The sequence below is a fragment of the Tessaracoccus caeni genome, assembly GCF_029211185.1.
Taxonomy (GTDB): domain Bacteria; phylum Actinomycetota; class Actinomycetes; order Propionibacteriales; family Propionibacteriaceae; genus Arachnia; species Arachnia caeni.
On record NZ_JARGDO010000001.1, the window covers coordinates 207840 to 222214 of the forward strand.

The window sequence follows — 14375 nt, forward strand, 5'->3', positions numbered from 1 at the left end:
GACATTCTGCCCCGGATTTGTTACAGCTGCATGACGAAATCTCATCCCTCGGGCGGATCGCGCGCGACTATCATCGGACCTCATGGCTCAACCTGGCTGGTATCCCGACCCCGCGGGATCCGGCGAGCCCAGATACTGGGACGGTCGGCGCTGGCTGGACCCCGTGCAGAAGAAGCCGCGCGCGTCCACACGTCCGCTGGGGTTCATCGTCGGGCTCATCGGGATCGTCCTGGTGATCGTGCTGATCGTGTGGCAGCCCTGGCGAGGCTCCACCCCCTTCGGCTTCATCGAGGATCCCAACGTCGCCAGGCCCAGCGGATCCCAATGGAACGAGCTGCGAACCAGTGAAACCCCTACCGACCCGGAGAAGCGGGACGACGGCGGACGCCCGGTGGAATGCCCGCTCATCGAGGAGGGCGAGCTAGGCCCCGTCGACGGGTGGTACCAGTCGGGCGGCCTGCGCTTCAAGGCCGTGCCGTGGTGGAGCGACGGCGGCGGATGGACGATCGACTTCACCTCTGACCGTTCCGGCCAGTCGGATCGGGTGACCGCGGGCTGGGTCGCCATCACCGCGATCGGCACCCTGGACACCGAGGTGTTCTCGCACGATCCCGCTGCCGCCGCCGCACAGCTGGTCGAGTGCATGTCGACCTCCTACTATTACTCCACCCTCGACCATCAGGAACCGCTGGAGGATCGCCGGATCACCACCCGCGACGGCGTGGAGGGATGGCTGCTGCGGGTGAACTTCTGGAACGTGCCCGGCGAGGCGGTGATCGGCGACGAGGTGGTCGTCGCCGTCTTCCGCCACGGCGACAACCTGGTCCTGTTCCACTCGCAGGCCCCCATCGACGACGAGAAACGCAAGGAGCTGGTGGCCGATGCCCTCGACTCCGTGGAGAAGGTGAGCTGATGGCCCAGCCCGGTTGGTACCCCGACCCGCAAGACCCCTCCCGCCCCCGCTACTGGGACGGGCAACGATGGGCGCAGCCGACGGCCCCCGAGTCTCAGAAGCCGCGCCGGCAGTGGGTGTGGTTCGCCGCAGCGATGGCGGCCGTGACGCTGCTCGTCGTCGGCCTGCTGTACGGCACAGGCGGTCTGAGCGTCATCGATCTCGCCCCGGAGTCCTCCGCGCGGCCGTCGGGCAGCCAGTGGGATGAGCTGTCACCCAGCCCTCAGCCCAGCGACACGCCCAGCATCGGCGATCACGGGCAGAACATCGCCTGCCCCCTGATCCACTACGACTCGCGCTCGCAGGTCGATCAGGACGGACGAGTGCGGGGCGGAGGACTGTCCTTCCTGGCCCCCACCGGCGCCGCCTGGCAGCACACCCCCACCACGGTCCCCTGGATGACCGACCAGAACTCGGTCATTCGCCCGATCACCGATGGCTGGATCAGCAACATCGACGTCGGTTACGTCCATGCCGAGGACGGCTTCACCGAGCCGCGAACCGCCGCCGAGCAGTTCATGAGCTGCATGGCGTCGTCGACGATGTTCCAGGGCTACCGGTACCGCGACGTGCTGGAGTCGAGCGCCTACGTGGTGGATGGGCACGAGGGATGGCGACTCCGGGCCAACGTCTATGTCGACAATCAGCCCAAGGAGATCCAGGGCGACACCGTCGACATCGTGGTGCTGGAACTGGGTGAGAAGGACCAGCTGTCGGTGTTCGTGTCCTGCGCGACGATCGACCTGACGGACAACCAGGACGAGGTGGCCGCCGCGTTGGAGAGCCTGCGCGTCGAGTAGGTGCTCCGCGAACAACCCACCCCAGGCCACTAGACTGGCTCCCCGTGAGTGTTGTGACCCCGTATCCGATCACCCCCATGCGGCAGGTGCCGCGCTCCATCGCGCGCCCGGAGTACGTCGGCAAGCCCGGCCCCACGCCGTATCGCGGCTCGCACGTGCAGAGCCAGGACGTGATCGAGCGGATGCGGATCGCCGGACGCATCGCGTCCCAGGCCATGCACGAGGCCGCGAAGGCGATCGCTCCCGGTGTCACCACCGACGCGCTGGACGCTATCGCCCACGAATACATGCTCGATCACGGCGCCTACCCGTCGGCGCTCGGCTACCGGGGCTTCCCCAAGTCGATCTGCACCTCCGTCAACGAGGTGATCTGCCACGGCATCCCCGATCTCCGTCCGCTGGAGGACGGCGACCTGGTCAAGATCGACTGCACCGCCTTCAAGGACGGCGTGCACGGCGACAACTGCGCCACGTTCTACTGCGGCGACGTCGACGAGGAGTCGAAGCTGCTCACCGAGCGCACCCTGGAGGCGCTGAATCGAGCCATCAAGGCCGTCCGGCCCGGCCGTCCGTTCTCTGTGATCGGGCGCGTCATCGAGTCCTACGCCAAGCGCTTCGGCTACGGCGTGGTGCGCGACTACACCGGCCACGGCGTGCACACCCAGTTCCATTCGGGCCTGGTGGTGCTGCACTACGACGAACCCCGGCTGACCACGGTGATCGAGGAGGGCATGACCTTCACGATTGAGCCCATGCTCACCTTGGGCCGGCAGGACAACGAGCTGTGGGACGACGACTGGACGGTCGTCACGCTGGACAAGTCGCGCTGCGCCCAGTTCGAGCACTCCCTCGTCGTCACCGCCACCGGGGCAGATATCCTCACCCTCCCCTGACGATCCCCCGCCGCTCAGCGTCGGGCGGCGTGCACCAATAGGGCCACTTGCACCCTGTTGGTGACGGCCAGCTTCTCGAAGATCCGGGCGAGATGGGTCTTCACCGTCGGCAAGGAGAGGAACAGCCTGCCCGCGATCTCCGCGTTGGTCAGGCCTTCGGCCACCAGATCCGCCACTTCGGCCTCGCGCTCCGAGAGCAGATCCAACCGTTCCGTGCCCTCGACGACCGGCGCACTGGCGGCGTCCACCAACCGCGCGGCTGCCTCGGGCGACAGCGTCATGGTGCCGGCCGCCGCCTGGCGCACGGCCTCCACCAGCTGCGGCGGCGGCGTGTGCTTGAGCAAGAAACCTGCGGCTCCGGCGCGCAGCGCGCCGAGCACGTACTCGTCAGTGGCGAAGGCGGTCAGCACCACCACTGCCGGCGGGTCGTCGAGCGCACGCACCTGGGCCGTGGCCGCGACGCCGTCGAGCCGGGGCATCCGCACGTCCATCAGCACTACGTCGGGGCGCAGCCGGGCGACGAGCTCGACGGCCTCCACGCCGTCACCGGCCTCGCCCACGATCCGGATGCTGTGCATCCCGTCCAGCACCATCCGCAGGCCGGCGCGGATCAGCGGTTCGTCGTCGACGAGCAGCACGCTCAGGTTCTCCACGGCACCCATGCTTCCACAACGAAGCGGCCGCCCCTCATCCCGGCCTCGAATCGACCGCCGACGAGCGTCATGCGTTCCCGGAGGCCGACGAGTCCGACTCGTGATCCGGGGCCTCGCGGCGCTTGAGGCGCCAGCAGGTTGGCGACGCGCACCTGTACATCCTGGCCCGGAGTCGCGGCGAGGAGGACATCGACCCGCTGGCCGGGCGCGTGTTTGGACGCGTTAGTGAGCGACTCTTGCAGCACCCGATAGGCGTGCGCGGCCGTCGCGTCAGGAAGCACGACGCCGTCCGGCACCTGGAGATCGAGGCTGACAGGCATGCCTGCGGCGCGGACCGCGTCGACCAATCGCGTCAGATCCGCGAGGGTCGGCGCCGGGCGCGTCTCTGACCCGTCGGCGCGAAGGACGTGCAGCGTCGCCCTGAGCTCGTCGGCCGCCTCCTGCGCCGCCTGCCGGATCACGGCGGCCGCCTCACGCACCTTCTCGGGCTCCAGATCGTCGCGGTACTCCAGCGCGCCGGCATGCAGCGCGACCAAGGCCAGCCGGTGGGAGACCGAGTCGTGCATCTCGCGCGCGATCTCCGTGCGCTCCTCCTGACGCGCCTGGAACTCTCGCGCCTCTTGGCTGCGTCGGGCGGCCTCGGCTTCCTGCCGCAGCGATCGCAGCAGAGCTCGACGCCCGCCGCGATACAGCCCGTACATCACCAGCACCGCGCAGACCAGTCCCGACGCGATCAGCATCTCCCCCCACGGGACGGGCTCTCGGTCCAGGATCAGGCCGGCCACGGAGGCGATCATGAAGCTGCTCGCCCCCGCGGCGATCGACGCCGCCCGGCGCCGACCAGCAAGCGACACCACCGCGACCGCGGCCGACGGCAGCGCGGCTCCCGAGACCGTCGCACACAAGACGATCACCACGCCCCACACCAGCCCGCGCCGCTCGCGTCGAGGATCGACCCGCCAGTCGGGATCTCCGCTGTCGCGATACAAGACCTTGGGCAGCAGCACGATGGCGACGACGCCGAGCACCGGGTCCGCCAGCATCCACATGGTGTTCGCCGGCTCAGGGAGGCCGCGTTCCAACTGCAGGCCCCAGGAGACGAACAGCGCGATCAACGACGCCGCAACCACCGCGACGATCAACCACCACTGCGAGGTGGGCATGCGCGAGGTGCGAGACATGCCCAGAACCCTAGACGCCCCGGAACACCAGGCGGTATCGGCCGAAAGGATGAACCGAATCATGCTCTCGGCCACGGCAAACCGGCCGGTCGCCCGATGGTGGCCGAAGCCCCGCCCGACCAGGATTCTTGCCATGACATACACCGCTCAGTCCTCGTCCCTCCTGCTCCCTCCGTCGCCCGTCGATCCGACCGTGCCGGCCCCCGAGAACGTGCCGTTCCACCGCCGGGCTCTCATCAATCCTCGGCACCGCTGGTGGCGTCCGATCGTCACCATCCTCGTCAGCGTCGCCGTCTACGTCGTGCTGGTTCTGGTCGCCATCGTCGTGGCGATGCTCACCAGCCCGGAGCTGGATGCGCTCCTCAGCTCCGAGAACTTCGATATGAATCGTCCCGAGGTCGCGGCTGCGACGACGATCAGCCTGGCTTTGATGATCCCGTCGATCGCGATCGGGGTCCGGGTCGGTGAGCGACGACGCCTCGGCACGATGAGCTCCATCGCAGGGCGGCTGCGCGTCGGCCTCCTCGGACGCTACGGCGCCCTGGCATTGCTCTGCACCGGGCTGAGCCTCGCCCTGGCCCTGGTGACTGAACTCATCGTCCATCCCGAGCTCACTCTGCAGCCCACATGGTCGGCCACGTCGCTTGGCATGCTGGCCTGTGCCCTGCTCCTGGTGCCGTTCCAGGCCGCGGCAGAGGAGTATGCGTTCCGGGCACTCCCGCAGCAGGTGCTGGGCTCCTGGCTGAAGAGCCCGTGGTGGGGCATCCTGCTGCCGATCCCGCTGTTCGTGCTCGGCCACGAGTACGAGCTTCAGGGTCAGCTCGCCGTGGGCTTTTTCGCCCTCGCCGCCGGCATCCTGACCTGGCGCACCGGCGGCCTCGAAGCCGCGATCGCGCTGCACATCGTCAACAACGCCCTGATCTTCGCCCTCGGCGCCATCGGCCTCGCCGACCTCAATGCCACCGGCGGCTCCTGGCTCGGCCTCCTCATCGACGCCGCCGGCGTCACGCTGTTCTGCGCCCTCGTCCTCCGGCACCACGCAAAGACCCAGCTGTCCTAGCGGTCCTCCCCGCTGACGAGTCCCTCAGGCGCACCCCATCACAGGTCCCTGAGGGATTCGTCAGGCCCGGCGGACACCGCCATTGCAGAATCCGTCGGGCTACAGACCAACCAGCGGTGGCCGTCGGGGCAGACGAATCGTCTCGAAGGGCGGCCTCCTGGTCTACGAGAAGTCGGGCCGGCGTCGCTCCATGAACGCCCTCACTCCTTCGCCGAACTCTGCGGAGCTCCCACACGCCACCTGGGTCTCGCGTTCGACGGCAAGGAAGGCCTCGTATCCGCCGTACTCCGCAGCCCAGATCTGCCGCTTCATCGCCGCGTACGCGCCTCGCGGGCCGGCCTTCAGCCGTTCGGCCAGCTCGCGCGTCGCCTCCTCCAACTGCTCCGCCGGCACCACCCGCGTGATCAGCCCGACGCCGGCCGCCTCGTCGGCCGACAGCACTCGTCCGGTCATCAGCAGTTCCGCCGCCTTCACATGTCCGAGTCGACGGGCCACGACGTAGGCGACGCCCGTGTCGCCGGCCAGCCCCACTCCCCCGAACGCTGTCACGAAGAACGTGCCTTCCGCGGCGAGACAGAAGTCGGCATGCAGCGCCAGCCCCATCCCCGCGCCCGCCACGGAGCGGTGCACGGAGCTGATCACCGGCTGAGGCATGGTGCGAAGCATGACGCTGACCTCGGCGAGAACCTCGACCAGCTCCCCCAGCTCCCCTGAATCGCGATCCAGAGCATCCCCGAACGACGCCACATCTCCGCCTGCGCAGAATGCCCGGCCCTCGCCGTTCAACACGACGACCCGCACGTCGGGATCCGCCGCGAGCCGGCCGAACACCTCCCGCAGTTCACGAGCCATCTCAAGGCCGACCGCGTTCATCCGGTCGGGACTGTTCAGCGTGACTCGAGCAATCTGGTCGTCGACGTCCAGACGAATCTGCTGGTATTCCATGGGCCCATCCTAGGGAGGCCCGCTCCGCCGCGAACCAAAAGAATAATGAGGGACGAGGTGGGGGCAAGCGGGCAGAGCGCCTCCAGGTGTCCGGCATCTTCGTAAACGCCGTCCACGCGGCCACATGTGGCGTGCACACGTATTGCCAAGCGGGGAGAAGTGGAGGAAACTGGACTCAGTGATCCTCTTGCAGGGTCGCCAGGGATCAGGCCGGAACCGCCGACAGGTGTTCACTCGTGAGAGGAAAAGCCCCCTGGGGCCCCTGCAAGAGGATCAGTTCTCTTCTCACAGAGGTGCGCCAGCTGGGCAACTGCTTCGCGCGGCCAACACTTGACGCCGTACCCGCCGATACGACCGCTCGCGCTGCGATAGATCTGATCGTGAACCATGTCGAACCACTTCCGGTCCCCATGCTGGAGCGCGACCCACAGCATCCCTGAGTACATATCGGCGGCCTGCAGCCCGGCTCTGGCAGAGGTGGGCTCGAACTTAAGAGGCCACTTCACCGCATCCCAGGGCGTACCACTAGACCCGTCGCGATGCGTCGCGCAGTGATTCAGATAGCGGGTCACTTCGCCGGGGTCGACCCCGCCCACAAGACCGAAGTAGACCTGCGCGATCCTCGGGCCGCCCGGCCACTTGTCGGCAGCGTGGGCGATCCGTTCCAGCAGGAGCCTGGACGCATAGTTGTAGCTCCCTTCCTGATTGTTCGCAAGGTAGGTTTCAGGCAGCAGCATCGACTTGTTGAGAATGACATGGATCACCTGCACCCCCGGCACTACAGAGAGCATTTCGCACAAGGTCTCCCTCCGGTCTGCCCGCCGACCGCGTAGGTGCTTCACCCAGTGCAGCTGACCACGGATGTTCCAGATCGCCTTCGCACCCTCGATCACCAGCCGGAGTTGATGCTCGTGTTCGGACTCCACCATGACAGCGGTCATCGTGAAGTAGTCGGATTGCCGGTTCTCTCCGCTGTTCCGATCACCCGATTCGTCAACATACGCGACGATCCGAGGGCGGCGGAGCGCGGCCGCGGTGTTTTCCGCCGTGCCGCTGAGGACCGGCTCGTTCACCCGGACAATAGCCACTCAGAAATCCTCGTTGTCATGCGCACAGGCCACATCGATCGTTCGCGCTCTTTCAATCACCATCGATTCTCCTCAACGCTCAGCAGCCCCTCAGGCAGGTGCGCCCAGCCCAGCAGCCAGGCTGATAGCTCGTAAGGCCTGCGCAATGGAGAGCACCCGTCGAGCCAGGGCCTCACCCAACGCAAGCTAAATCAAACAGACGTGCGAACAGGGGCATCTGCGCTTACTCCAGCGCGATAGGGCCCGGAAACCTTCGGCAAAAAAACATCGGGGCGGGATCCCCTCCAGGAGAACCCCGTCCCGACACGTCTGAGTGTGCACGAACCAGTACACGTATCCGGTACCGTAACCATCGTCACGGCCGGGCCGGTGGGTGCTGGCTTGTTAAAGCCAAGGCCACCAGACACCTCCAGTATTTCCCATGGCAGGTCAAACTTCAAGCCCAGGCAGGGTTCTCGGCTGCCCTTTCATCGTCAAAATATTGACCTGACCCTTCTGCACGTCATCGAAGGAATCCAAGCCGAAGGCGCGGCGCAAGCGAGCGGCCACCTGAGCCTTCGGGGTACCCTTCAACCCCGGTTCCTGGGCCACACCCTGCCGACGCTCGTAAGCGATCGACCCTGCCACGATGTCGGCCAACTGGAGAAGATCGGTTGACCTCGAGTCCATGTCATAGGAGGCAACCACAGAGCGAGCCATCAGGGTGCCATTCACGTTGTCATGGATCCGCTTCGCAACGCTCTCCCCTCGAGGAGTCTCGACGAGGTCGACAAACACGTTCAGCAGTTCGCCTCGGTTCAGGTTGCCGAGAACCAGCTGGCTGGACATGCGGGCCTGCACGAGCCACGTTGGATCGTCGCTTCCAAAGTGCCGGTTCGCGTCGTACACCGACCCGCCTATGCGAACATCCGACGCCGCCAACATCTCAACCAAGTCGAAGTAGAAGGGCAAACTTCCTTTGCTCACCTGCCCGAACTTCGCCTCCTTGAAATGCTGGTGCTTCTGGCGAACGTCACGCATGTCACGAGCCAAGGCCGGCACGGTACGCGACTTCACGAAACCAACGACGAAGAACCCTCCAGACGAGTTCTTCGAGCCCGACTCATCGATGAAGATCGACGACACCCGCACACTGGGGGGCAAGTTGAAGGGCCGGCGCTTGGAGGTCCGACTTGCCGACCCTGCCTTCTTCCGTGGGCCTTGGGACGTACTCACGCCGACTCCGTCCCTCCGGCGTTCTGGAACTCATCCCCAAGGCCGTCGCCGATGTCGGCGAGCATGCCGCGCTGCGGCATCTCGACATCCACGAGCGGCACCCCAGCCTCCCGGGCCGCAACGCTGAGCCGGTACTGCTCTGCCTCGGGCTCCTCACGGAACTCCAGCAGGTTGCCCGCGACCTCCGTAAGAGCGTCCCGTACCTCAGCGGGAGTAGCGTAGAAGAACTCTCGTCGCAGGTTGATCTTATTCACACGTTGGGCGGCAAATCGCCGATGCAGCTCGGCTTCCACGGTGACGGCGTCCTCCGAGAAAAACAGCGCATGCACATCGAACCCGAACGGCACGGAGGCATCGCCGAGTTCCTTGACCCGGTCCATCGGCTCCAACCGTCGCGTCATACCAATCTTGACCATGTGGTCGCCGAACGCACCTATGTTCGAGATCACGTACACATAGCCGGCACGAATGTTCGCAACCCGTTCCTCGACATCGTTAATGCCCTTCTCGATCGCAACCAACTGCTCATGGAGCTTGGCGATCTCAGTCTCGTCTTGCGTCGTTTCCTGGATGACCTTGAGCACGTTCAGGTAGTGCTGCTTCTCCTTCTCAAGGCGCTGGCGCTCAACTTCCAGCTCGCGCTCCACCCTGGCCTGCTCGCGAAGCTCGGCTCGATGCTCCCGCTCCAACTCACGCTCGATGGCTTTCTGCTTGAGATGGTCGACTGCGAGCTTTAGTTCCCTGACCCGCAACTCGACGAAGGCCGGCGAGATGGCAATGTTCGAGGACTGCCCCAACCGCTCGATCGCCTCGGCGGCTTTAAAGATCTTTGTCATTGATGCGTCCAGATTGTTGGCCGTTGCCCCGGCGATGATGTTCTCCACCTCGGCGTTGAATGCACGCAACGCAAGTCGGGCCGTGTCTTTCGCGAACTTGCGTTGGCCTGCCATCGTCGTCGGGATTGCGACCTCACCCTTTGAAGTGACCGCACTGAACCCCCGGATCTGCGCAGAGATCCGCTTGCGCAGTTCCTTCAACTCCACCTGCAACGCAATGCTGTCCTCGGCCGGATGGTCATAGTTGGCGAGTCCCGCTTCCTCCAGATGCGCACGAGCGCGTAGCAGGGAGATCTGGGCCTCGAACCGTGCCTGATCGGCGCGCAGCCGATTGAGGTTCTCGTAGTCGAACTCGTTGGCCTGGATGAACGCGAGCCGTTGCTGAACCTGCTCCGTCTGCGCCTGTACGGCTGCGAGTTCCGCCTCGGCGTGCACCTTCGCCGCTGCGAGTTTCTGGGCTGCCGAGTGATCAGCCCACGCCTGACGGCCGCCATGGTCATCCAAGAACCTCATCACCGTCGCCCCGTCTGCCTTCAACGACGCGATCTGCGCATCGCGCTGCGTAATCAGCGCGTCACGCTGCACAAGCCATGCATTACGCTCAGCCAGCTGGCTCTCAAGGAACGCGATCCGCTCCAACTCCTGCTTGCTCGGACCAAACAGCCCCATGTCAGTTCCTCTTCGGTTGTTGATTCTCGACGCCCCCGAACTTGCCGGTACTACGCCGCTTCCATCCCGCCATCGTCTTGGCTCTCCTCGCCATGCTGCTACTGCTCGGCCTCACGAGCCCACACGTGACCCTTAACGACCCGGCTGCGACGGGCCGCCAGAGCCGTCTGATCCTGGCGCGTCACCTCGAGAACCCCGTCGTCGAGGGGGTCGTCGGTCTTCTGAGTTTCAGGTTGCTGACCATCTTGTTGTCCTCCAATCACAGTCGTCTCAATGAGCTGCCCGAGAGCGGCTCGCTGATCGGCTGTGAGCTGGCGCGCCTCGTCCGGCGGGCTCAACGAATCCCCCGGGTCCGCGGGGAGGTCGAGCGCTTCGCGCATCTCCCTCACCGTGACCGGGAGCGCCGAGGCGATCGCCTCGAGCGTCTGCAGCTTTGCATCACGCCCACCGAACAAGCGCGTGACGGTTGCCTGCCTCAACTCGTACCCGTTGGCCTCGGCACCCCTTCCCAGCTCACGAGCCGACCAACCGTTCGGGTTGCGCTCGGTCAGGAGCTGGGAAAGTGCACTCACGACTACGACTCTCATTCGGCCAGTGGCTATCGGTCAAACGTAACTGTAGCCAAGCTGGCCAGAAACTACGCGTGTGTAAGCGTGAAAAGCACCCAGACTCCACTTGTCACTGTAGCCAAACCTGGACACCTTGAAATGTGGCTTGCGCGGCGTTCACCGACGACGCCCTACAGTTCCTATTGATTGGTCCGGGTGGGTCAACCACGCCGCAACTACGGAAACCGCTTCTCACAATGGGCGATACCGAGCGGGATGAGGGACGAGGCACCCTATAAGCCGGATTTTGTAGTCGATGACCATCTATCTCGACGGCGCGTTGCCGCGACGCTCTAGCAGCCTACCCGGGCGCCTCGCGCGAGCAGCGCTCAAGCGGCGTCCGCGGCCGGCATAGCCGGCCTTCTTGGCCTTGCTCCGAGTGGGGTTTACCTAGCCGCCCCGGTCGCCCGGGGCGCTGGTGGTCTCTTACACCACCGTTTCACCCTTACCTGTTGCCAGGCGGTCTGTTTTCTGTGGCACTGTCCCGCGGATCGCTCCGGGTGGGCGTTACCCACCACCCTGCTCTACGGAGTCCGGACTTTCCTCAGCATTACTGCCGCGATCATCCGGGTGCCTCGTCCAGTGACGAATCCTATCGCCGCCTTCCGGAAGAACCAACATTCGCATGCCACCGTGTCCACACGCGCTCAGCACACGTAAACACTGAGCTAGAGGTGCCGCGTCGGGTCCATCCGCTGGTGCAGGATCCGAATCACCTCAACAGCATCGATGGCCTCGACGTAGAAGACGAGATGGCTACCAATGCTGTACCGGCGATATCCCTCGCGGATCTCGTCGCAGGCACGTCCACGGCGAGGGTCAGCGGCGATCCTCTCGATCGCCGACCTGATTTCGTTCACGTAGGTCTCCGCCTGGTCCACATCCCAACGCTCTACGGTGAAGTCCCAGATCGATGAGAGATCCCGCTGAGCAGCCGGCGTGAGCCGATACTGCCTCACGACTTCTTCGCCGCGATGAACGCGTCGAAGTCGAAGGGCTCAGGGGTTCCGCTCTCCTCCCCGGCGACCAGCGCCGCGCGCAGCGCGGCCAACTGCGTCTCCTGGTCTTCAAGCAAACGCAGTCCGGCACGAACGACCTCACTCGCGGACCGGTAGCGGCCCGACGAGACCTCGCGGGCGAGGAATCCGGCAAAGTGGTCGTCCAAACTAACCGAGGTGTTCTGAGCCATACGCCGAGAATACCAAGAATTGGTACTCTCGGACCGATCCGCAGCCGCGACGGCTCCGTCAGAGGCCGGATTCCTTGGTGCGCACCAGGATCCGGTCGCACTCGACGCAGCGCAGCACCTCGTTGGCGGGGGCCTTGCGGTAGGTCTCGAGGTCGGCGGCGGTCACCTGCAGCTGGCAGCCGCCACACCGGCCTCGCTCCAGGCGTGCGGCCCCTCGGCCCATTTTGCCGGTCAGGCGTTCGTAGAGCTTCAGAAGGGCATCGGGGAGGGCATTGACCAGCGCGGGGCGCCCCGACAGCTGATGCTTGGCCTGCTCACTCAGCTTCGCGACGGCCTGGTCGCGATCCGCGACCAGCGCGCGCAGCCGGGTCTCGACCTCGGCCTTACTGGCGGCCAGCTTCTGCTGCCTCTCCGTCGCCTCTTCCAGCTGCTCCATGACCTCGAGCTCGGCATCTTCCAGCTCGGCGATGCGGCGAGTGAGGTGCTCGACCTCGTCGGTGAGGCCTCGCAGGATCTTCGGATCCGACACTGAGCCGTCCGCGATCCTGACCTGGTCGCGCTCCAGGCGCGCCTTGACAGGAAGCAGTTCCGACTCCGCCTTGCGCACGGCGACGCTCAGGTCGTCGACCTCCGTGTTGACCGAGATCAGCGCGTTGCCGATCTCCTGGCGCTGGGCGGCCAACTCCGAGATCTCCTTGTGCACCGGCAGCGTCTGGGCGGCGTGCCGCAGGCGCGCCACCTCCGAGTCGAGGTCGGCAAGCGTGAGCAACTGAAGCTGGGCACCGGGATCTGCGAGCATCTGGGCTTCCTGTCTATGGAACTGTCGGCCCCGATTGTAGCCGCTCGCAGAGACCTCCCCGGACGGTTAGAGCGCCAGGCGCTCGGTGACCTTCGCCGCCAGCGACTCCGCGATCTCGCGGGCCTCGTCCTCCGACGCGGCCTCGACCATCACGCGCACGACGGGCTCCGTGCCCGACGGGCGCAACAGCACCCGGCCGGAGTCGCCCAGCCGCTTGGCCGCGGCGGAGACGCCCTGCTGGACCTCCTGGTCGATGCCGGCACGCAGCTTGTCGACACCGCGCACATTGATCACCACCTGGGGAAGGATCTGCATGACGGAGGCGAGCTCGGCGAGCGTCTTGCCCGTGCGCATCATCCGCGCGGCAAGATGCAGGCCGGTGAGCGTGCCGTCGCCGGTGTTGGCGAACTCGTTGATGATGACGTGCCCCGACTGCTCGCCGCCCAGCGCGAAGCCGTTGGCGTTCATCGACTCCAGCACGTAGCGGTCGCCCACCTTCGTCTGGTCGACGCGGATGCCGTGGGCCTTCATCGCCTGGATCAGGCCGAGGTTGCTCATCACGGTGGCCACCAGGGTGTCCGAGTGCAGACGGTGATCCTCGTGCAGCGCGATGGCGAGGATCGCCAGGATCTGGTCGCCGTCCACCAGGTTGCCCTGCGCATCGACGGCAAGGCAGCGGTCGGCGTCGCCGTCGAGGGCGAGGCCGAGATCGGCCCCCTCGGCCACGACCCGTTCCTTGAGCGAGCCCATGTGCGTGGAGCCGCAGTTGTCGTTGATGTTGAGGCCGTCCGGATCCGCATGCATCGGGATCACGGTGGCTCCCTGGGCCGCGAAGGCCTCGAGCGCGGTCACCGACGCGGCGCCGTTCGCGCAGTCGATGACCACCTTGAGCCCCTCCAGGCTGGCGTCCTCGCCCAGCGACGCCACGAGGTGCGCCACGTAGGTGTCGACGGCGCCCAGATCGGAGCGGACCCGACCGACGCGGTCGCCGGTGGGGCGGGTCCATTCCTCGCCCATCCGGGCCTCGATCGCATCCTCGAGGTAGTCGTCGAGCTTGACGCCACCGCGGGAGAAGAACTTGATGCCATTGTCGGGCATGGGGTTGTGCGAGGCGGAGATCATCACGCCCAGGTCTGCGTTCAGCTCATCCACCAGGTAGGCGACGGCGGGAGTCGGCAGCACGCCGAGCCGGATCACGTCCACGCCTGCCGACGCGAGGCCTGCGATCACCGCGGCCTCCAGGAACTCGCCGCTGGCCCGGGGATCCCGTCCGACGACCGCGAACGGTCGAGCCGCCTTCAGGGCCCCGGCCTCACCCAGGATGTGGGCTGCCGCCACGGAAAGGTCAACAGCCAGTTCCGCAGTGAGATCAACATTCGCTTTGCCGCGCACCCCATCGGTGCCGAAGAGACGTGCCATGAGACGCGAGCCTACAACCGCGCACTCGGATTGAGCGAATCCCGACGGCCGACAACGAGGCGCGGAGT

At 65.9% G+C, this 14375-nt stretch carries 15 protein-coding genes and 1 other RNA gene; 4 read left to right on the forward strand and 12 right to left on the reverse strand.

What is annotated here, in order from left to right; all coding sequences use genetic code 11:
- Positions 1-82: 82 nt before the first annotated feature.
- The 3 genes from P0D62_RS00915 to map are packed head-to-tail and all read left to right on the forward strand — an operon-like array spanning position 83 to position 2645.
- The gene (locus P0D62_RS00915; protein WP_275700732.1) at positions 83-913 is read left to right on the forward strand and encodes a DUF2510 domain-containing protein; all 831 of its coding nucleotides are present in this window, start codon (positions 83-85) and stop codon (positions 911-913) included.
- Positions 913-1752, forward strand: a complete 840-nt coding sequence (locus tag P0D62_RS00920; protein WP_275700733.1) for a DUF2510 domain-containing protein — start codon at positions 913-915, stop codon at positions 1750-1752. Before P0D62_RS00915 ends, P0D62_RS00920 begins: the two co-directional genes overlap by 1 nt.
- 44 nt (positions 1753-1796) lie before the next feature.
- Positions 1797-2645 (forward strand): type I methionyl aminopeptidase, encoded by an 849-nt coding sequence (gene map / locus P0D62_RS00925; protein WP_275700734.1) that lies wholly within the window; start codon positions 1797-1799, stop codon positions 2643-2645.
- A 14-nt stretch (positions 2646-2659) separates the two neighbouring features.
- Here the strand turns inward: map and P0D62_RS00930 are convergent, their stop codons facing one another.
- Together P0D62_RS00930 and P0D62_RS00935 are read right to left on the reverse strand one after the other, a co-directional pair.
- Entirely contained in the window at positions 2660-3298 is a 639-nt protein-coding gene (locus P0D62_RS00930) for a response regulator (RefSeq protein ID WP_275700735.1), read from the reverse strand.
- Complete coding sequence (locus P0D62_RS00935) at positions 3286-4479, reverse strand: sensor histidine kinase (protein ID WP_275700736.1); 1194 nt, start codon at positions 4477-4479, stop codon at positions 3286-3288. Before P0D62_RS00935 ends, P0D62_RS00930 begins: the two co-directional genes overlap by 13 nt.
- A 133-nt stretch (positions 4480-4612) precedes the next feature.
- Between P0D62_RS00935 and P0D62_RS00940 the strand changes: the two genes are divergently transcribed.
- The gene (locus P0D62_RS00940) at positions 4613-5539 is read left to right on the forward strand and encodes a CPBP family intramembrane glutamic endopeptidase (RefSeq protein ID WP_275700737.1); all 927 of its coding nucleotides are present in this window, start codon (positions 4613-4615) and stop codon (positions 5537-5539) included.
- A gap of 162 nt (positions 5540-5701) precedes the next feature.
- Here P0D62_RS00940 and P0D62_RS00945 read toward each other — a convergent pair whose 3' ends face one another.
- The 10 genes from P0D62_RS00945 to glmM all read right to left on the reverse strand — a co-directional run bounded on the left by P0D62_RS00945 (position 5702) and on the right by glmM (position 14307).
- Positions 5702-6484, reverse strand: a complete 783-nt coding sequence (locus P0D62_RS00945) for an enoyl-CoA hydratase/isomerase family protein (protein ID WP_275700738.1) — start codon at positions 6482-6484, stop codon at positions 5702-5704.
- 230 nt (positions 6485-6714) lie between these two features.
- On the reverse strand, positions 6715-7572 hold the full coding sequence (locus P0D62_RS00950) for a DUF3800 domain-containing protein (RefSeq protein ID WP_275700739.1): 858 nt from the start codon (positions 7570-7572) through the stop codon (positions 6715-6717).
- A gap of 429 nt (positions 7573-8001) precedes the next feature.
- Positions 8002-8697 carry a DUF3800 domain-containing protein gene (locus tag P0D62_RS00955; protein ID WP_275700740.1) on the reverse strand — a complete coding sequence of 232 codons (696 nt, stop codon included), beginning with the start codon at positions 8695-8697 and terminating at the stop codon, positions 8002-8004.
- A gap of 86 nt (positions 8698-8783) precedes the next feature.
- Positions 8784-10292 (reverse strand): DUF4041 domain-containing protein, encoded by a 1509-nt coding sequence (locus P0D62_RS00960; RefSeq protein ID WP_275700741.1) that lies wholly within the window; start codon positions 10290-10292, stop codon positions 8784-8786.
- Positions 10293-10390: 98 nt separating this feature from the next.
- Positions 10391-10864 carry a hypothetical protein gene (locus tag P0D62_RS00965; protein ID WP_275700742.1) on the reverse strand — a complete coding sequence of 158 codons (474 nt, stop codon included), beginning with the start codon at positions 10862-10864 and terminating at the stop codon, positions 10391-10393.
- 256 nt (positions 10865-11120) lie between these two features.
- Positions 11121-11478, reverse strand: an RNA gene (gene rnpB / locus P0D62_RS00970) — RNase P RNA component class A.
- Between the two features lie 90 nt (positions 11479-11568).
- Positions 11569-11859, reverse strand: a complete 291-nt coding sequence (locus tag P0D62_RS00975) for a type II toxin-antitoxin system RelE/ParE family toxin (RefSeq protein WP_275700743.1) — start codon at positions 11857-11859, stop codon at positions 11569-11571.
- Positions 11856-12089, reverse strand: coding sequence for a type II toxin-antitoxin system ParD family antitoxin (locus P0D62_RS00980; RefSeq protein ID WP_275700744.1), 234 nt, complete (start codon positions 12087-12089; stop codon positions 11856-11858). The genes P0D62_RS00975 and P0D62_RS00980 overlap by 4 nt, the downstream gene beginning before the upstream one ends.
- 58 nt (positions 12090-12147) lie before the next feature.
- Positions 12148-12888, reverse strand: coding sequence for a zinc ribbon domain-containing protein (locus P0D62_RS00985; RefSeq protein ID WP_275700745.1), 741 nt, complete (start codon positions 12886-12888; stop codon positions 12148-12150).
- Positions 12889-12954: 66 nt separating this feature from the next.
- Positions 12955-14307: a phosphoglucosamine mutase gene (gene glmM, locus P0D62_RS00990; protein ID WP_275700746.1), complete on the reverse strand. Its 1353-nt coding sequence runs from the start codon at positions 14305-14307 to the stop codon at positions 12955-12957.
- Between the last annotated feature and the right edge of the window lie 68 nt (positions 14308-14375).